Below are 18,268 nucleotides of genomic sequence, written 5' to 3'. Positions count from 1 at the left end.
CGATCGGCGCGGTACTTCCCCGGTCCGGCGGGGGCGCGGGCGGTCTCAGGCGGCGCGGGCCTCGTGCTCGGCGGGGCGGGCCGGGGTGATGTGGGCGCAGGGGCGGGGGGCCGGGGCGGGGCGGCGGCGGGTGAGGGGGCGGGGGAGGGAGAGGTTCACGAAGCCCTCGGCCTGCATGGCGGCGAAGCCGATGCGGGGGAGGTCGCGGCTGGTGCGGTAGACGACGAAGCGGGGTTCCCAGCGGGGCCGGAACTTGGCGTTGAACTTGTAGAGGGACTCGATCTGGAACCAGCGGGAGAGGAAGACGAGGAGTCCGCGCCAGAGGCGGAGGACGGGGCCGGCGCCGATCTTCTCGCCGCGGGCGAGGGCGGCGCGGAACATGGCGAAGTTGAGGGAGACGCGGGCGATGCCGAGGGCGGGGGAGGCCTGGAGGGCGGCGACGATGAGGAGCTCGTTCATGCCGGGGTCGGCGGAGCGGTCGCGGCGCATGAGTTCGAGGGACATGCCGTCGCGGCCCCAGGGGACGAAGTGGATGATCGCCTTGAGGTCGCCGTAGGGGGAGTCCGCGGTGCCGGTGTCGTCGGTCTTGTGGGCGGTCGCTATCACGGCGTCGCCGTCGCCGGGGGCGCCGATGCGGCCGAGGGCCATGGAGAAGCCGCGTTCGGTGTCGGTGCCGCGCCAGTCGGCGGCGGCGCGGCGGACGCGTTCGAGTTCGGCGTCGTCGAGGTCACGGACGCGTCGGACGCGGGTGGTGTAGCCGTTGCGCTCGATGCGCGTGACCATCTGGCGGACGTTGCGCATGGCCCGTCCGGAGAGGGAGAAATCCGCGACGTCGACGACCGCCTCGTCGCCGAGTTCGAGGGCGTCGAGGCCGGTTTCGCGGGTCCAGACCTGGCCGCCGGTCTCGGAGCAGCCCATGACGGCGGGGGTCCAGGAGTGGATCTTGGCCTCGTCCATGAAGCGTTCGATGGCGCCGGGCCAGGCCTCGACGTCGCCGATGGGGTCGCCGCTGGCGAGCATGACGCCGGAGACGACGCGGTAGCAGACGGCGGCCTTGCCGCTGGGGGAGAAGATGACGCCCTTGTCGCGGCGGAGGGCGAAGTGGCCGAGGGAGTCGCGGCCGCCGTGCCGGTCGAGGAGGGCGCGCAGCCGGGTCTCGTCGTCGTCGGTGAGGCGGGCGGCGGGGTGCTCGGGGCGGAAGGCCAGGTAGATGGTGGTGAGGGCGGTGAGCATGCCGAGGGCGCCGAGGGAGTAGCCGACGGTCCAGTCGACGCCGTGGGTGTAGCCGACGGGGCCTTCGACGCCGAGGAGTCCGTACAGGACGTGTTCGAGGCGGTCGGTGAGGCTGGGGCTGCCGATGACGCGGCGCGGGTGGGCGCTGACGATGACGAGGCCGAGGGCGATGGAGCCGGCGCCCATGACGACGAAGTTGGCGAGGGCGCGCCAGCGGCTGCGGGGGTCGGGGAGGGCGGCGAACTGGTCGCGGTGGCGGACCAGGAGGGCGAGGAGGGCGAGGGAGAGGAGGGCGCCGAGGACCGAGTGGCGCCAGACGAACTGGGCGGTGGCGCCGAGGGGGAGGAGGACGACGGCGGCGCGCCAGGCGCGGCGCTTGTGGCGCTTGAGGCCGTGGGCGAGGAGCAGCAGGAGGACGCCGGCGCTCAGGGAGAGGGCGGCGGAAAGGGGGCCGAGGGTGCCGGGGAGGACTTCGGCGACGGCGTGGACGCGGCTGGCGCGGAAGCGGGGGAAGACTCCGGCGGCGATGTCGAGGAGTCCGACGAGGGTGCAGGCGGTGCCGACGAGGGAGGGCACCTTCTCGGGCGCGGGGCCGCGGAGAATCCGGCGTGCTCGCACCGGAACCAATCCCTTTTTGTCCCCATCTACCGTGACAGACATGGCTTCCCGTACTTCCCGTGGTCCTGCGCAGGGTCTTTGACTCCGGTCGGGCCCTGCGGCGCGTTCGGCGGGCCGTTCCGGCTGGTGCGCCTTCTAGGACGGCGCCGTGCGGGGCCGGGTTCATCGGTTCACAGGAAATTCTCGGAAAGAAGGCTCGGTCGACTCATGGGTCTCACCAGTACCAAGGTCCTCGTGCTGGCGGTCGTGGCGGCCGTGGCGCTGTTCCTGGCCACGGTCCTGCTGTGGCCGCGGCTCGCGCGCGGCGGATGGCGTTCGGTCGTGGGGCGGGTGGGTCTGCTGCTGGTGACGCAGGTGACGCTGTTCGCCGCGGTGGGCCTGACGGCGAACCGGTCGTTCCTCTTCTACGGCTCGTGGGCGGACCTGTTCGGGCAGGAGCAGGACATGGGCGTGGTCGTCGACCACGGGTCGGGTTCGAAGGACCTGCGGGTGGTGGGGAAGCAGGCGGTGGACGTGCCGGGCGGGGGGCGTCCGGAGGTCGGCGGGCAGATCCAGAAGGTCGTGGTGGCGGGGGAGCGGTCGAGGATCGTCTCGCCGGCCTACGTGTACCTGCCGCCGGAGTACTTCCAGGAGGAGCACGCGGGGCGGACGTTCCCTGCGTCGGTGGTGCTCACGGGGTATCCGGGGACGGCGGAGAACCTGATCAAGGGCCTGAAGTACCCGAGGACGGCGTACGAGCAGGCGAAGCGGGGCCGGATGCAGCCGATGGTCCTGGTGATGCTGCGTCCGACGGTGGCGCCGCCCAGGGACACCGAGTGCGTGGACGTGCCGGGGGGCCCGCAGACGGAGACCTTCTTCGCGCGGGACCTGCCGAAGGCGGTCTCGGAGGCGTACCGGGTGGGGAGGGAGGCGCGGAACTGGGGCTTCATGGGGAACTCGACGGGGGCGTACTGCGCGCTGAAGATCGCGCTGCACCATCCGGACCGGTTCGCGGCGGGGGCGGGCTTCTCGGCGTACTACCGGGCGGCGGAGGACGTGACGACCGGCGACCTCTTCCGGGGCGACGACCGGCTGCGCAAGCGGGCGGACCTGCTGTGGAGCCTGGACCACCTGCCGCAGGGGAGGTCGTCGTTCCTGGTGACGACGTCGCTGAAGGGCGAGGACAACCTGAGGGGGACGCGGGAGTTCGTCCGGAAGGTGAAGGGCCCGGCGGAGGTCTCGTCGATCACGCTGGAGAGCGGCGGCCACAACTTCAACACGTGGAACCGGGAGATCCCGCCGGGGCTCGTGTGGATGGGCGGGAAGCTCAGCGCGGGGTGAGCCCGGGGCGCGCGGCCGTCACGCGGCCGTGGCCCGGCGCAGGGCGCGGTGGACGCCGGCCGGGGTGAGGACGCCGAGGGGTTCGCCGTCGGCGCCGGTGACGGTGAGGCGTCCGGTGTCGTGCTGGAGGAGCACGGCGAGCGCCTCCTTGAGGGAGGTGCCGAGGGGCACGGGGGTGCCGTCGGCGCTCGCGGGTCCGCCGGTCGGCACGGGGTCGAGGTCGGCCTCCGTGACGGGGGTGACGGCGAGGCGCTTGAGGCCGCGGTCGCTGCCGACGAAGTCGGCGACGTACGGGGTGGCGGGGGCGGCGAGGACGGTGGCGGGGGTGTCGAACTGCTCGATGCGGCCCTGTCCGTAGACGGCCATGCGGTCGCCCATGCGGACGGCCTCCTCGATGTCGTGGGTGACGAGGAGGACGGTCTTGCGGACGGTGGCCTGGAGGGCGAGGAACTCGTTCTGGAGGCGTTCGCGGACGACGGGGTCGACGGCGCCGAAGGGCTCGTCCATGAGGAGGACGGGCGGGTCGGCGGCGAGGGCGCGGGCGACGCCGACGCGCTGGCGCTGGCCGCCGGAGAGCTGGGCGGGGTAGCGGGGGCCGTAGGTGGCGGGGTCGAGGCCGACGAGGTCGAGGAGTTCGGCGGCGCGCGCGCGTGCCGCCGCCTTCTTCCATCCCAGGAGGGACGGGACGGTCGCGGTGTTGTCGAGGACGGTGCGGTGGGGGAAGAGGCCGACCTGCTGGATGACGTAGCCGATCTTGCGGCGCAGGGCGACCGGGTCGACGTCCGCGACGTCCTTCCCGTCGACGAGGACGCGGCCCGAGGTCGGCTCGACGAGCCGGTTGACCATCATCATCGTGGTCGTCTTGCCGCAGCCGGACGGGCCGACCAGGGTGACGAGTTCGCCCTCGGCGACCTCGAAGGAGAGGTCGTCCACGGCGGTGGTGCCGTCGTCGTACCGCTTGGTCACGTGCTCGAACCGGATCATGGTTCCCCATTCTGGCCCCTGGGCGGCGGGGGTGTGTGAAGGGCGTGTTGCCGCATTGTGGCGGCTCTCGGGGATTGTCGGTGGTGGGGGTTAGGGTCGTCCACACATGCGTTCGGGTGGGTGGAGAGCCCGGGGGGAGGGACGATGAGCGCGCCGAACTGTCTGGTCGCGAACGACTGGATCTGCGGGGAGTACCTCCGCACGCGCAGCGGGGAGCTGACCGACGCGCTGCTCCAGCATGTGGGAATCACGGTCGCCTCGGTGCTGATCGCGCTCGTCGTCGCGGTGCCGCTGGCGCTGCTCGTGCGGGCCAGGCCCCGGTTCGCCGGGCCGGTGCTCGGACTGACCACCCTGCTCTACACGGTCCCGTCGCTGGCGATGTTCTCGCTGCTGCTGCCGTTCTTCGGGCTCTCGGCGGCGCTCGTGGTGACCGGCCTCGTGCTGTACGCCCTGACGATCCTCGTGCGGAACGCGCTGGCGGGCCTCGCCGCCGTGCCGGCCGAGACGCGGGAGGCGGCCCGGGGCATGGGGTACGGCTCGCTGCGGCTGCTGTGGGAGGTCGAACTGCCGCTCGCGCTGCCGGTCCTGATGGCCGGCGTGCGGATGGCGACGGTGTCGACGATCGCGCTGACGACGATCGGCTCGGTCGTCGGGCGCGGCGGTCTCGGCAACCTCATCGAGGACGCGCTGCCGACCTTCTTCAAGGCGCAGGTGCTCGCCGCCTCGGTGCTGTGCGTGCTGCTCGCCGTCGTCGCCGACCTGCTGCTCCTGGGCCTCCAGCGGCTCCTCACGCCCTGGGCCCGCATACGGACCGCGCCGGGAGGTGGGTGAGGTGGGGGTCGTGACGGACGCCTGGGGCTGGCTCACCACCGGCGCGCACTGGACGGGCGACGGCGGCATCGGGCAGCGGCTCGCCGAGCACGTGTACGTGAGCGGGCTCGCGCTGCTGGTCGCGTCGGCGCTCGCGCTGCCGCTCGGCCTGTGGCTGGGCCACCTGGGCCGGGGCGGGGCGCTCGCGGTGAACGTGTCGAACGTGGGGCGGGCGGTCCCCGTCTTCGCGGTCCTCGCCCTGTTCATGGTGTCGCCGCTGCGGAACGCGGGATACGTGCCGACCGTGGTGGCCCTGGTGCTGTTCGCGATGCCCCCGCTCCTCACCAACGCCTACGTGGGCGTGCGGGAGGTGGACCGGGCCGCGGTGCGGGCCGCGCGGGGCATGGGGATGACGGGCGGGCAGGTCTTCCTGCGGGTGGAACTGCCGCTCGCCCGGCCGGTGGTGACGACCGGGGTCCGCTCGGCCGCGGTGCAGGTGGTCGCCACGGCCACGGTCGCGGCGATGGTGGGCCAGGGCGGGCTCGGCCGGATCATCACGGCCGGGTTCGCCACGTACGACACGGGGCAGGTGGTCGCGGGTGCCGTGCTCGTGGCCCTGCTCGCCCTCCTGGTGGAGGGCGTGCTCGCCGGCGCGGACCGGCTCCTGTCGGGGCCGGGGCACGCGCGCGGGACGAACGACCGAACGACTCGACGAAGCTGACTTGGATGGGTGATCTCGTGAACAGGGTCTCGCGTATCGCGGGCGCGCTGCTGGGTGCGGCGGCGCTGACCGCCACCCTCGGGGCGTGCGGCGGTGACAGCCTGGAGGACGGAAAGAAGGGCTCCGGGAGCTCCGGCGGGTCGAAGGGCTCGCTCGTGGTCGGCGCGGCCGCCTTCACCGAGGCCAAGGTCCTCGCCGAGCTGTACGCGCAGTCGCTGAAGGACGCCGGATACGCCGTCTCCATCACGACGGTGAAGAACCGCGAGCTGTACGAGCCCTCCCTGGAGAGCGGCGAGATCGACGTCGTCCCGGAATACGCGGCGACGATCGCGGAATTCCTCAACGCCAAGGTGAACGGGCCGAAGGCGCCCGAGGAGAAGCCGGTCGCCTCCGGCGACGCGGCGGCCACGGTCGAGGCGCTGCGGAAGCTCGCCGAGCCGCGCGGTCTGAAGGTGCTCGCGGTCGGAGAGGCGGTCGACCAGAACGCCTTCGCGGTGTCGAGGGAATTCGCCGAGAAGAACAAGCTGAAGACGCTTTCCGATCTCGGCGCGTCCAAGATCAAGGTGAAGATCGCCGCCGGTGACGAATGCGCCGTGCGCCCCTTCTGCGCCCCCGGTCTGAAGAAGACGTACGGGATCGACGTGGCCGGGATAGACCCGAAGGGCGTCGGCACCCCGCAGGCCAAGCAGGCCGTCAAGGACGGGGTGGACCAGCTCGTCCTGACGACCACCACGGACGCCACGATCGAGAACTACGGCCTCGTCTTCCTCGCGGACGACAAGAAGCTGCAGAACGCCGACAACGTGCTGCCCGTGGTCAACGCCGAGGACGCCGGTTCTCCCGAGATAGCCGCCGCCCTCGACGGGATCACCAAGGTGCTGACCACAGCGGATCTCGCCGAACTCAACCGCAAGGTGGATGCCGAGCGGGCGAAGCCGGAGGACGTCGCCAAGGAGTATCTGACGACGAAGGGGCTGCTCAAGAAGTAGGCGCGGGACGGAGGGAGTCGGCCCGAAACGGAACCGGAACGGTCGATAACCACTTCCGGTGGCGAGAAGTGGCCAAGAGATTGCCGGGCCGACCCCCCACGTGACGCCTACGCACGGTAAATTTCAGGCCATGCCACGTGGACGCCACCGCCATTCCCCGCCTCTGCACAAGCTGCTGCCGCCCTCCGCGGTCGCCGGCGCCGCGGTCGTGTGCGCCGCGGCCGCCTGGCTGCCCGGAGACCTGGTGGTCGTGCGGCTGCTGACCGCCGCCGCGGCGGCCGCGGCCGTCACCGGCGCCTTCCTCATGCGCAGTTGGGACCGGAGCGCCGGACTGCGGGTCGCCGAGACCGAGCGGGCGCGCGCCGCCGACCAGTGGAAGTCCGAGGAGCGGGTCGCCGAACTGGAGTCCGACCTCGACGAGTCCCGCGCCCTGCGCGCCCGGCTCGACGCCAAGCTCCGCGCCAAGCGCGTCGAGCTCGCCGGGCTGCGCGGCGAGCACGCCGACCTGCTCCGCCGCTACGCCACCGCCGAGACCGAGCGCGCCAGCGCCCTGGAGGGCCGCCGCGTCCTCGCCCTGGAGAACGCGGGCGGCGGCGACGCCAAGGCCCTGCCGGCCGGCGGCTCCGCCCTCACCCCGGAGGCCTTCCGCCGCGCTGCCCAAGCCCTGCGCGACCTCCCGCGCAACGCCGCCGCCCAGCAGGCCCGCCGCACCGCCGAGACCGCCCGCGCCCGCGACCTCGCCGAGCGCGCCCGGGAGACGGAGGAGCCGCAGGGGAAGCACGCGGCGGCCGCCGGGACCGAGCAGCACACCCGGCCGGCCGCCCTCGCGCTCCCGCCCGCCGCCCCCGTGCCGGTGGCCGCCGCGATCGTCCCCTACGCCGCCCGCCGGCCCGTCCCGCGCCCCGAGGGCGGCTTCGACTTCTTCGGCGCGCAGAAGACGGCGGACGCCATCGAGGCGGTGCAGAACACCGACCTCGCCGACGTCGTGGGCGAGGAGGTCCTGGCCGCCGGGGCCGCGCTCGGCGCCCCGGTCCTCACCCCGGTCGACGGCCCCGCCACCGGCATCGGCACCTCCGTGCCGCCGCGGGCGATCGGCCAGGTCATCGACCTGACCGCGCACGACGAGACGGAACAGCTCGACGTGGCGGAGCTGCGCGGGGCCGTGAACTCGTGACGCACCGCCTCGCCGCCCTCCCCGCCGGTGAGGCCGCCCGCCGCCGGGACGAACTGCTCGCCCTGTGCGCCCAGGCCTTCTGCGGCGAGCCCTGGCACGAGCCGCCGCTCGGCGCCGTACGGACCGTGGAGCGGCTGCTCGGCTCGGCGGTCGGGCGGCCCGACTTCCGGGCCGTCGCCGCCCTCGGCCCCGACGACGAACTCCTGGGCTTCACGGCCGGCTGGACCGACACCGTCCTGACCGGCCGGGAGCCCGCCTTCGAACTCGCCGAACTCGTCGTCGCCCCCGCCCGCCAGGGCCTCGGCGTCGGCCGCGCCCTCCACGACGCGATCCTCGCCGGCCTGGCCCCGGGCTCACGCCTGCTGATGACCCTCGACGTACCGGAGCTGACCAAGCGGTACGAGGGCTGGGGCTGGACCGTGTACGACCGGCGCACGCCCGGCACGTCGGGGCGCGCGTACGCGGTGATGCGCCGCGAGGACGGATAGCGGCGGGTCCTGCTCGTCGAGTTGACACGGGCAGTGGCGGGTCCTGCTCGCCGGTACGGACAGCGGCGGGTCCTGCCCGTCGGCACGGACGGCGCCGGTTCCTACTTGTCGATGTCGCCCACGACGAAGAAGAGCGAGCCCAGGATCGCCACCATGTCGGCGACCAGCGTCCCCGGCAGCAGCTCGGCGAGGGCCTGGATGTTGTTGAAGGAGGCCGAGCGCAGCTTCAGCCGGTACGGGGTCTTCTCGCCCTTCGACACCAGGTAGTAGCCGTTCACGCCGAGCGGGTTCTCGGTCCACGCGTACGTGTGGCCCTCCGGTGCCTTCAGCACCTTCGGCAGCCGCTGGTTGACCGGCCCCGGCGGCAGCTCCTCCATCCGGTCCAGGCAGGCGTCCGCCAGGTCCAGGGAGTTGTGCGTCTGGTCGAGCAGGCACTCGAACCGGGCCAGGCAGTCGCCCTCCTCGCGCACCGCCACCCGCAGGACGTCCGCCAGCTCCCCGTACGCGAGGTACGGCTCGTCGCGGCGCAGGTCGAAGTCGACGCCCGAGGCGCGGGCGATCGGCCCCGACACCCCGTACCCGTGGACCGCCTCCCGCGACAGGACCCCGATCCCGCGCGTGCGGCCCCGGAAGATCTCGTTGCCGAGGACGAGCCGGTCGTACACGTCCATCCGCGAGCGCACGTCCGCGACGGCCTGCCGCACCCGGCCCGTCCACCCGGCGGGCAGGTCCTCCTTGAGGCCGCCGACCCGGTTGAACATGTAGTGCATCCGGCCGCCGGACGCCTCCTCCATCACCGCCTGGAGCTCCTCGCGCTCCCGGAAGGCGTGGAAGACCGGGGTGATCCCGCCGAGTTCGAGCGGGTACGAGCCGAGGAACATGAGGTGGTTGAGGACCCGGTTCAGCTCGGCGAGGAGCGTGCGGGCCCACACCGCGCGCTCCGGGACCTCCATGCCCAGCATCCGCTCGACGGCCATCACCACGCCCAGCTCGCTGGAGAAGGCGGACAGCCAGTCGTGGCGGTTGGCCAGCATGACGATCTGCCGGTAGTCCCGCGCCTCGAAGAGCTTCTCGGCGCCCCGGTGCATGTAGCCGACCACCGGCTCGGCCGACCGGATCACCTCGCCGTCCAGGACGAGCCGCAGCCGGAGCACGCCGTGGGTCGAGGGGTGCTGCGGCCCGATGTTCAGCACCATGTCGGTGCTCTCCGCCGCGCCGCCGATTCCGACCGTCGTCTCCGTCATGCGGCCAGTATCTCCCGTACGGGCGCCGCCCCCACGGCCCGTCCGCCGACGGCGCCCGCCGGGGCGTCAGGCCGAGGGGACGTCCGGCACCCGCCGGGTCAGCCAGAGGAAGTCCCCGAGGCCGCCCCGGGCGGTCAGCTCGGCCGCCTCGCCGGCCGAGGAGAGGGCCCTGACGTATCCGGCGGGATCGGTCGAGGCGAGCGCGAGGGGCGGTCGGTCCCCCGTCACCCCGAGCCGCCCCAGCGCCTCCCGCTGCGTGACCAGCTCCGTGTCCGCCCCTCCGCAGGCCGCCGCGCACGCGTCGAGCGCCACGTGGGACGTCAGGTCGCGGGAGCCGTCCGGGACCGGCGGGACCTCGCGGCCGGCCCGGAAGCCGGTCAGCGAGCCGAAGGGCGGCCGGGAGCCCCGTACGTGCGCGTAGTCCACGGCCACCGCACGGCCCGCCGCCAGGCAGGACACCGCCGAGGCCCAGGCCTCGTCGCGGGGCCGCCCGATCTCGGCCCGCGCGCCGGGCTCCCGCAGCGGCCACCAGCGCGCCAGCCACTCCGCGTCCGCGCCGGAGACGGGCGCGCCGAGCCGCTCCGCCCCGTCCGGGGACACCTCCACGTACCGGGCCGTGCCCGCCGCGTCCGCCTCGGCCACGTCCACCGGCACGTTGTCGAGCCACTCGTTCGCGAAGAGCAGCCCCCGCGCCCCGCGCGGCGGCCGGTCCGTCCACTCCACCCGGGGGTCGAGCCCCTCCGGGCGCGCGGCGCGCTCGACCGCGTACGCCCGCACCGAGAGACCGCTCCCGGCGGTCGCCGCGAGCACCCCCGCGAGCAGCTCCCCGCGCCCCGCGCCCACGTCCACCAGGTCGACCCCGTCCGTCCCCAGCTCCTCCGCCACCTCGCCCAGGAGCCGGGCCACGGCCCCCGCGAACAGCGGGGAGGCGTGCACCGAGGTGCGGAAGTGCCCCGCGGGGCCCTCGGGCCGCAGATAGAAGCCCCCGGGGCCGTACAGCGCCCGCTCCGTGGCCTCCCGCCACCCCCGCCACCGCCGCGTCTCATCCGTCACAGGCCATAGTCTCCACCTCGGGGAGTACGGCCCTCGGGCCGAGGATCGCCCCCACGGTTGATCCCCGAACCTTTCCCCTTCCCTACGCTGGGTGACGTGCAGCGCCTCTACGACTTCCTCCGCAGACACCCGACGGGCGTCGACGGCTTCTGGGCCCTCGTCCTCCTCGGGTTCTCCCTGCTGTGGGTGGGCTCGGCCCACCCCGGAGTCGACCACCCCGTCGCGTACGGAGTCGTCGCCGCGCTCTTCTCCCTGGTCCTGGCGCTGCGCCGGCGGGTCCCCGAGAAGATGCTGCTGCTCACCGTCGCCCTCGGCCTGGCCCAGCTCGCCCTCGGCCTGGAACCGTTCCCGGCCGACTTCGCCATGTTCGTGATCGTCTACACGGTCGCGGCGCACGACGGACCGCGCTGGGCGTCCCGGCTCGCCCTCGCCGGCGGACTGAGCGCCGCCACGCTCTCCCAGCTCAGATGGCCGGTGGAGGAGCCCACCTCCGGCGCCGCCCGGATCTTCTTCACGATCATCATGACCGTGCCGTTCGTCCTCGCCTGGGTCCTCGGCGACTCCCTCCGCACCCGCCGCGCCTACTTCGCGCAGCTGGAGGAGCGCGCCTCCCGCCTGGAGCGGGAGCGCGAGGCCCAGGCCAAGGTCGCGGTCGCCGCCGAACGGGCCAGGATCGCCCGCGAGCTGCACGACGTCGTCGCGCACAACGTGTCGGTGATGGTGGTCCAGGCCGACGGCGCCGCCTACGTCATGGACTCCTCCCCGGAGACCGCGAAGCAGGCCCTGGAGACCATCTCCGGAACCGGCCGGCAGGCGCTCGCCGAGATGCGCAGGCTCCTCGGCATCCTGCGCACCGGCGAGCACCAGGAGGCCGGGGAGTACGTGCCGCAGCCCGACGTGGGCCAGATCGAGGACCTCGTGGAGCAGGTCCGGGGCGCCGGCCTCACCGTCGACTTCGCGATCGAGGGGAGCCCCCGCCCGCTGCCCAGCGGCGTCGAGCTCACCGCGTACCGGATCGTGCAGGAGGCCCTCACCAACACCCGCAAGCACGGCGGGCCCGACGCGGGCGCCAGCGTCCGCCTGGTCTACTTCGACGACGGCCTCGGGCTGCTCGTCGAGGACGACGGCCGGGGAGCGCCGCAGGAGATGTACGAGGACGGGGGCGCCGACGGGCGGGGCCACGGTCTGATCGGCATGCGGGAGCGGGTCGGCATGGTCGGCGGCACCCTGGACGCGGGCCCGCGTCCGGGCGGAGGCTTCCGGATCAGCGCCCTGCTCCCCCTCAAGCCCGCCCACTGACGACCCCTAAGGAACAGGCCCCATGTCCATTCGCGTGATGCTCGTCGACGACCAGGTGCTGCTGCGCACCGGTTTCCGCATGGTGCTGGCCGCCCAGCCGGACATGGAGGTCGTGGCGGAGGCGGGCGACGGCGCCGAGGCCCTGGAGGTGCTGCGGTCCACGGCGGTCGACGTCGTCCTGATGGACGTGCGCATGCCGCGCCTCGACGGGGTGGAGGCGACCCGGCGGATCTGCGCGCAGCCCGACCCGCCCAAGGTGCTGATCCTGACCACCTTCGACCTCGACGAGTACGCGTTCTCCGGCCTCAAGGCGGGCGCCAGCGGCTTCATGCTGAAGGACGTGCCGCCGGCGGAGCTGCTGGGCGCGATCCGCTCGGTGCACAGCGGGGACGCGGTGGTCGCGCCCTCGACCACCCGCCGCCTCCTCGACCGCTTCTCGCCCATGCTGCCGTCCACGGGCAAGGAGCCCGAGCGCAAGGAGCTGGGGCGCCTGACGGACCGGGAGCGGGAGGTGATGATGCTGGTCGCGCAGGGCCTGTCGAACGGCGAGATCGCCGCCCGGCTCGTCCTCTCCGAGGCGACGGTGAAGACCCACGTGGGCCGCATCCTGACCAAACTGGGCCTGCGCGACCGGGTCCAGGTCGTGGTCCTCGCGTACGAGTCGGGCCTGGTGCGGGCGGGCGGCGGCGGGGCGGCGTAGCCCGGCGGCGCGCGGGTGGTGACGGGCGGCGAGCGGCCGCGTCGGGCGGACGCACCGGGTGGCGAGGGCCGCGGAGGGCGGACGTGGCGGGCGGACGCATCGGGTGGCGAGGGCCGCGGAGGACCGTGCCCGGGGCGCCCACCGGTCCTCCACGCCCTCCTCAGCCCTTCACGCTCCTCAGCCCTCCACGCCCTCCACCCGTGAAAGGAAGTCCCGCACCGCCTCCTTCACGTCCTCCGCCGTCCACTCCAGGCCCGGTCCCGCCACCGTCAGCTCCGTCAGGGCGACCCCCGGCGGGCCGCCCGCGCCCGGGGCGGACCAGCGGCGGAAGAGGACGGTGCCGGTGTCCTCCGTCTGGGCGAGGGCCGCGGCCGTCAGGACCTCGGGGGAGTACGGCAGCCAGACCTGGAACTGGTGGGTGTGCGGGACCCCGGGGTGGACCCGGAACCAGCCCGTGCCCGTCTCAGCGAGCGCCTCCCGGACCGCGGCGGCCACCACGCGCGCGTGCGCCACGTACGAGGGCAGCCGGGGCAGCTCGACGTCCAGGCCCCGGAGCGCGGAGAGCGCCGCCGGGTACTGCTGGAAGACCTGCCCTCCGTACCGGTGCCGCCAGACCCGGGCCTCCTCCACGACGTCCTCGGGCCCGGCGAGCGCGGCCCCCGACTGGCCGCCGAGGGACTTGTAGAAGGACACGTACACGCTGTCGGCGAGCCCCGCGATCTCCGCGAGCCCCCGGCCGAGACGCGTCGGGCACTCCCACAGGCGCGCCCCGTCGAAGTGGACGACCGCGTCCCGCTCCCGGGCCGCCTCCACCACGCCGGTCAGCTCCTCCCAGGAGGGCAGCACGAAGCCGGCGTCCCGCAGCGGCAGTTCCAGCATCAGCGTCCCGAACGGCTCCGGGTGGTCCCGCACCTCCTCGGCCGTGGGCAGCCGGGGCGCGTCGGTGGGGTGCGTGGTGCGGAGCCCGGAGACGGCCCCGAGCGCCCCGCCCTCGTGGACCTCCGGGTGGGCGAGCGGGTGGAGGGCGACGACGGGGCTGCCGGTGCGCCCGGCCCAGCAGCGCAGCGCCGCCTGCTGGGCCATGGTGCCGGTCGGGAAGAAGACGGCGGCGGGCAGGCCCAGCTCCTCGGCGACCCGCCGCTCCAGGACCTCCACCGGGCCGTCGCCGTACGCGTCGGGCGCGGCCCCGCCGTACCCGGCGTCCTCCGCCCACCCGGCCAGCTCGCGCAGCCGCTCCCCGACCGTGCCGTCCGCCGGGGAGCGCCACAGCTTCCGGGCGGCCCCGCCCCAGACCTCCGCCCGGTGGAGCCGGGCGGCCTCCTCGTCCGCGACGTCCCCGGGACGCGTGGTGTCAGCGGTTTCCACAGGTTCCATGGGTCGATCATCACACCGCCGCCCACACCCTGTGGACAGCCACGGAAAGGCGGTCTCCGCTGGCGTAGCATGACCAGAAATCGTCCGGTACCCGCCGAGGACTGGAACGGAAGGCCGTCCCCACCGTGAACGCACCAGCAGCGCCAGAGCCCCGAGCCGAGGACCGACCCGCCCGGCTCACCGTCGGAGTCGTCGGCGCCGGCCGGGTGGGTCCCGCCCTCGCCGCCTCCCTCCGGCTCGCGGGGCACCGCCCCGTCGCCGTCTCTGCGGTCTCCGACGCCTCGCGGCGCCGCGCCGCCGAACTCCTGCCGGACGTGCCGGTCGCGGAGCCCGCGCGCGTCCTCGCCCTCGCCGACCTGGTCCTGCTCACCGTCCCCGACGACGCCCTGCCCGGCCTGGTCGAGGGCCTCGCGGACACCGGGGCCGTACGGCCGGGGCAGCTGATCGTGCACACCTCCGGGCGGTACGGGGCGGGGGTCCTCGATCCCGCCCGCCGGGCCGGCGCCCTGCCGCTCGCCCTGCACCCCGCCATGACCTTCACCGGCACCGCCGTGGACGTGCAGCGGCTCGCCGGGTGCTCCTTCGGGGTGACGGCGCCCGAGGAGCTGCGGCTCGCCGCCGAGGCGCTGGTGATCGAGATGGGCGGTGAGCCCGAGTGGATCGCCGAGGAGGCCCGCCCGCTCTACCACGCGGCCCTCGCTCTCGGCGCGAACCACCTGGTCACCCTGGTGGCCCAGTCGATGGAGCTGCTCCACAAGGCCGGGGTCGCCGCCCCCGACCGGATGCTCGGGCCCCTCCTGGGCGCCGCCCTCGACAATGCCCTGCGGTCCGGCGACGCGGCCCTGACCGGCCCCGTCGCGCGCGGCGACGCCGGGACGGTCGCCGCCCACGTCGCCGAGTTGCGCAAGCACGCGCCCGGTACCGTCACCGGGTACCTGGCGATGGCCCGTACGACCGCCGACCGGGCGCTCGCGCACGGCCTGCTCAAGCCCGAGCTGGCCGAGGACCTGCTGGGGGTGCTCGCCGAGACCCCGGCGGGCCCGACCGGCACCACCGGGTCCGCCGACGGGCCGCGAGGAGACGACCGATGAGCAGCCCGTCCGCCCGCGAGCACGACGCGACCCGGGACCGGGCCGCGACCCGGGACCGGGCCGCGGCCCCGGACCGGGCCCCTGCCGGTACGGGGGCCTCGTCTCCCGACCGGGCCCTCACCCGTACGCAGGCCTCCGCCCCGGACAGGGCCCCTGCCCGTGCGCAGGCTCCGGCTCCCGGTCAGGCCTCCGCCCGTACGCAGGCCGCCGTTCCCGACGAGGCCTCCGCCCCGGACCGGGCCCCTGCCCGTGCGCAGCCTCCGGCTCCCGGTCAGGCCTCCGCCCGTACGCAGGCCGCCGTTCCCGACGAGGCCTGCGTCCCGGACCGGGCCCCTGCCCGTGCGCAGGCTCCGGCTCCCGATCAGGCCCCCACCCGCACGCGGACCCTCGCCCCCGGTCACGCCGGCACCGGCACCGACGCCGACCGGCCCGCCCCGCGTCGGCAGGCCGGGCCCGTGCCCACCGCCGGGGAGCTCCGGGCCGCCGCGGCGCGGCACGGCGCCCCCGGGCGCAACGCCGTGGTCATGACCATGGGCGCCCTCCACGAGGGCCACGCCACCCTGATCCGCGCCGCACGCGCGCGCGTGGGGGCGGACGGCTTCGTCGTCGTCACCGTCTTCGTCAACCCGCTCCAGTTCGGCGCGAACGAGGACCTCGACCGCTACCCGCGCACCCTGGACGCCGACCTGGAGCTGGCCCTCGACGCGGGCGCGAGCGTCGTCTTCGCGCCCTCCGTGGACGAGGTCTACCCGGGCGGCGAGCCGCAGGTCCGGATCACCGCCGGCCCCATGGGGGAGCGGCTCGAAGGCGCCTCCCGGCCCGGCCACTTCGACGGCATGCTGACCGTCGTCGCCAAGCTGCTCCACCTCACCGCCCCCGACCTGGCCTTCTTCGGCCAGAAGGACGCCCAGCAGCTCGCCCTGATCCGGCGCATGGTCCGCGACCTGAACTTCCCGGTCGAGGTCGTCGGCGTGGAGACCGTCCGCGAGAACGACGGCCTGGCCCTCTCCAGCCGCAACCGCTACCTGTCGGCCGAGGAGCGCCGCACCGCCCTCGCGCTGTCCCGCGCGCTGTTCGCCGGCCGGGAGCGGCTCGCCGCCCAGGAGGCGCTGCGCGCGCGGGCCGACGCCCTGCCGAACGGCCGTGACCGGGCCGGGAACCGGGCCGAGGCCCTCTCCCGGCTCGGCGAGGCACGGGCCGCCGCCGACGCCCACGCGGTCGCGCAGGCCGCCGAGCGCGGCGGCGCCGGAGCCGTGCGCGCCGCCGCCCGCGCGGTCCTGGACGAGGCGGCCGGCGCGGAGCCGCCGCTGACCCTCGACTACCTGGCCCTCGTGGACCCGGCGGACTTCACCGAGGTCGCCGACGACCACGACGGGGAGGCGGTCCTCGCCGTCGCCGCGCGCGTGGGCGCCACGCGCCTCATCGACAACATCCCCCTGAGCTTCGGGCCCCCGAGCCCCGAAACCCCGACCCTCGGAGCCACCAAGTGACCGGAATACGGCTGCACGCCCCCGAGCCGGGCTGGGCCATCGACGCCGACGTCGTGGTGGTCGGCTCCGGTGTCGCCGGCCTCACCGCCGCCCTGCGCTGCACCGCCGCCGGGCTCCGCGCGGTCGTGGTCACCAAGGCCCGGCTCGACGACGGCTCCACCCGCTGGGCCCAGGGCGGCATCGCCGCCGCGCTCGGCGAGGGCGACACCCCCGAGCAGCACCTCGACGACACCCTCGTCGCGGGTGCCGGGCTCTGCGACGAGCGGGCCGTGCGGACCCTCGTCACCGAGGGTCCCGACGCCGTCCGCCGCCTGATCGAGACCGGCGCCGACTTCGACAAGACCTCCGAGGGCGAGATCGCGCTGACCCGCGAGGGCGGCCACCACCGGCGCCGGATCGCCCACGCGGGCGGCGACGCGACCGGCGCCGAGATCTCCCGCGCCCTGGTCGAGGCGATACGCGACCGGGGCGTGCGGACCGTCGAGCACGCCCTCGTCCTGGACCTCCTCACGGACGCCGAGGGGCGCACGGCGGGCGTGACCCTGCACGTCATGGGCGAGGGCCGGCACGACGGCGTCGGCGCGGTCCACGCGCCCGCGGTGGTCCTCGCCACCGGTGGCATGGGCCAGGTCTTCTCGGCCACCACCAACCCGGCGGTCTCGACCGGCGACGGCGTGGCGCTCGCGCTGCGGGCCGGGGCCGAGGTCTCCGACCTGGAGTTCGTCCAGTTCCACCCGACCGTGCTCTTCCTGGGCGCGGGCGCCGAGGGCCAGCAGCCGCTGGTCTCCGAGGCGGTGCGGGGCGAGGGCGCGCACCTGGTCGACGCGGACGGGGTCCGCTTCATGCTGGGGCAGCACGAGCTGGCCGAGCTGGCGCCCCGGGACATCGTCGCCAAGGCGATCACGCGCCGGATGCTGGAGCACGGCACCGAGCACATGTACCTCGACGCCCGGCACTTCGGGGCCGAGATGTGGGAGCGGCGCTTCCCGACGATCCTGGCCGCCTGCCGCGCCCACGGCATCGACCCGGTGACCGAGCCGGTCCCGGTGGCCCCGGCCGCCCACTACGCCTCCGGCGGCGTCCGCACGGACCTGCGGGGCCGGACCACCGTCCCCGGCCTGTACGCGTGCGGGGAGGTGGCCTGCACGGGCGTCCACGGCGCCAACCGGCTCGCCTCGAACTCGCTCCTGGAGGGCCTGGTCTTCGCCGAGCGGATCGTGGAGGACATCGTGGCGGCGGCCCCGCGCGCGGCGGGCGCCCCGGTGCCGCACCCGGCCCCGGTGGTCCTGCCGCTGCCCGCGACGGACGCCCGGACCCGCATCCAGCGGATCATGACGAGCGGCGCCGGGGTGCTGCGCTCGGAGGCCAGCCTGCGGGAGGCCGCCGACGCGCTCGACGCGCTGCACGAGGAGGCCGTGGCGGGCGGCACCGACGACAGCAAGGCCGCCGAGCCCGGCGTGGACTCCTGGGAGACCACCAACCTGCTGTGCGTCGCCCGGGTCCTGGTCGCCGCCGCCCGCCGCCGCGAGGAGACCCGCGGCTGCCACTGGCGCGAGGACCGTCCGGAGCGCGACGACGCGCACTGGCGCCGGCACCTCGTCGTACGCCTGACGCCGGAGCGGGAGCTCGACGTCCGCACGACCGCCGCGCACGACCTGCCGCCCACCGTCTGACCCCCCG

16 protein-coding genes are annotated in these 18,268 nt (G+C 74.9%); 11 read left to right on the top strand and 5 right to left on the bottom strand.

Features of this window, described 5'->3' with window-relative positions; all coding sequences use genetic code 11:
- Positions 1–45 precede the first annotated feature (45 nt).
- Positions 46–1,893, bottom strand: a complete 1,848-nt coding sequence (locus ACIQKA_RS24295) for a phosphatidylglycerol lysyltransferase domain-containing protein (RefSeq protein WP_402542375.1) — start codon at positions 1,891–1,893, stop codon at positions 46–48.
- A gap of 165 nt (positions 1,894–2,058) precedes the next feature.
- Between ACIQKA_RS24295 and ACIQKA_RS24290 the strand changes: the two genes are divergently transcribed.
- Positions 2,059–3,171, top strand: a complete 1,113-nt coding sequence (locus ACIQKA_RS24290; RefSeq protein ID WP_402542374.1) for an alpha/beta hydrolase — start codon at positions 2,059–2,061, stop codon at positions 3,169–3,171.
- An 18-nt stretch (positions 3,172–3,189) separates the two neighbouring features.
- Here the strand turns inward: ACIQKA_RS24290 and ACIQKA_RS24285 are convergent, their stop codons facing one another.
- Positions 3,190–4,155, bottom strand: a complete 966-nt coding sequence (locus tag ACIQKA_RS24285) for an ABC transporter ATP-binding protein (RefSeq protein ID WP_402542373.1) — start codon at positions 4,153–4,155, stop codon at positions 3,190–3,192.
- Positions 4,156–4,299: 144 nt separating this feature from the next.
- Here ACIQKA_RS24285 and ACIQKA_RS24280 point away from each other — a divergent pair, with 144 nt between their 5' ends.
- The 5 genes from ACIQKA_RS24280 (at position 4,300) to ACIQKA_RS24260 (ending at position 8,337) form a co-directional block, all read left to right on the top strand.
- On the top strand, positions 4,300–4,986 hold the full coding sequence (locus tag ACIQKA_RS24280) for an ABC transporter permease (protein ID WP_383152577.1): 687 nt from the start codon (positions 4,300–4,302) through the stop codon (positions 4,984–4,986).
- Between the two features lies 1 nt (position 4,987).
- The gene (locus ACIQKA_RS24275) at positions 4,988–5,686 is read left to right on the top strand and encodes an ABC transporter permease (protein ID WP_383431004.1); all 699 of its coding nucleotides are present in this window, start codon (positions 4,988–4,990) and stop codon (positions 5,684–5,686) included.
- Positions 5,687–5,691: 5 nt separating this feature from the next.
- Complete coding sequence (locus ACIQKA_RS24270) at positions 5,692–6,675, top strand: ABC transporter substrate-binding protein (RefSeq protein ID WP_383152575.1); 984 nt, start codon at positions 5,692–5,694, stop codon at positions 6,673–6,675.
- 130 nt (positions 6,676–6,805) lie between these two features.
- The gene (locus ACIQKA_RS24265; protein WP_383431005.1) at positions 6,806–7,849 is read left to right on the top strand and encodes a hypothetical protein; all 1,044 of its coding nucleotides are present in this window, start codon (positions 6,806–6,808) and stop codon (positions 7,847–7,849) included.
- Entirely contained in the window at positions 7,846–8,337 is a 492-nt protein-coding gene (locus ACIQKA_RS24260; protein WP_383152573.1) for a GNAT family N-acetyltransferase, read from the top strand. Before ACIQKA_RS24265 ends, ACIQKA_RS24260 begins: the two co-directional genes overlap by 4 nt.
- A 101-nt stretch (positions 8,338–8,438) precedes the next feature.
- Here ACIQKA_RS24260 and ACIQKA_RS24255 read toward each other — a convergent pair whose 3' ends face one another.
- Complete coding sequence (locus tag ACIQKA_RS24255) at positions 8,439–9,581, bottom strand: NADH-quinone oxidoreductase subunit D (protein WP_366379050.1); 1,143 nt, start codon at positions 9,579–9,581, stop codon at positions 8,439–8,441.
- 66 nt (positions 9,582–9,647) lie between these two features.
- Positions 9,648–10,634, bottom strand: a complete 987-nt coding sequence (locus ACIQKA_RS24250) for an SAM-dependent methyltransferase (protein WP_383152572.1) — start codon at positions 10,632–10,634, stop codon at positions 9,648–9,650.
- 96 nt (positions 10,635–10,730) lie between these two features.
- Between ACIQKA_RS24250 and ACIQKA_RS24245 the strand changes: the two genes are divergently transcribed.
- Together ACIQKA_RS24245 and ACIQKA_RS24240 are read left to right on the top strand one after the other, a co-directional pair.
- A complete protein-coding gene (locus ACIQKA_RS24245) occupies positions 10,731–11,933 on the top strand; it encodes a sensor histidine kinase (RefSeq protein WP_383152571.1) in 1,203 nt (400 codons plus the stop codon).
- Between the two features lie 22 nt (positions 11,934–11,955).
- Positions 11,956–12,633 carry a response regulator gene (locus ACIQKA_RS24240; RefSeq protein ID WP_383152570.1) on the top strand — a complete coding sequence of 226 codons (678 nt, stop codon included), beginning with the start codon at positions 11,956–11,958 and terminating at the stop codon, positions 12,631–12,633.
- 177 nt (positions 12,634–12,810) lie between these two features.
- On the opposite strand, the gene ACIQKA_RS24235 is transcribed toward ACIQKA_RS24240, so the two are convergent.
- Positions 12,811–14,007, bottom strand: a complete 1,197-nt coding sequence (locus ACIQKA_RS24235) for a threonine aldolase family protein (protein ID WP_402542370.1) — start codon at positions 14,005–14,007, stop codon at positions 12,811–12,813.
- Positions 14,008–14,132: 125 nt separating this feature from the next.
- Between ACIQKA_RS24235 and ACIQKA_RS24230 the strand changes: the two genes are divergently transcribed.
- The 3 genes from ACIQKA_RS24230 to ACIQKA_RS24220 all read left to right on the top strand — a co-directional run bounded on the left by ACIQKA_RS24230 (position 14,133) and on the right by ACIQKA_RS24220 (position 18,261).
- Entirely contained in the window at positions 14,133–15,098 is a 966-nt protein-coding gene (locus tag ACIQKA_RS24230) for a Rossmann-like and DUF2520 domain-containing protein (protein WP_383152568.1), read from the top strand.
- A gap of 455 nt (positions 15,099–15,553) precedes the next feature.
- A complete protein-coding gene (gene panC / locus ACIQKA_RS24225) occupies positions 15,554–16,588 on the top strand; it encodes a pantoate--beta-alanine ligase (protein ID WP_391095703.1) in 1,035 nt (344 codons plus the stop codon).
- Positions 16,585–18,261 carry an L-aspartate oxidase gene (locus ACIQKA_RS24220; RefSeq protein WP_383431019.1) on the top strand — a complete coding sequence of 559 codons (1,677 nt, stop codon included), beginning with the start codon at positions 16,585–16,587 and terminating at the stop codon, positions 18,259–18,261. Before panC ends, ACIQKA_RS24220 begins: the two co-directional genes overlap by 4 nt.
- Positions 18,262–18,268: the final 7 nt, after the last annotated feature.

The sequence above is a fragment of the Streptomyces sp. NPDC092045 genome, assembly GCF_044756005.1.
In the GTDB taxonomy this organism is placed as follows: Bacteria; Actinomycetota; Actinomycetes; order Streptomycetales; family Streptomycetaceae; genus Streptomyces.
Note: the sequence above shows the minus strand (reverse complement) of the source record. Positions and strands in the feature narration are given on the sequence as shown.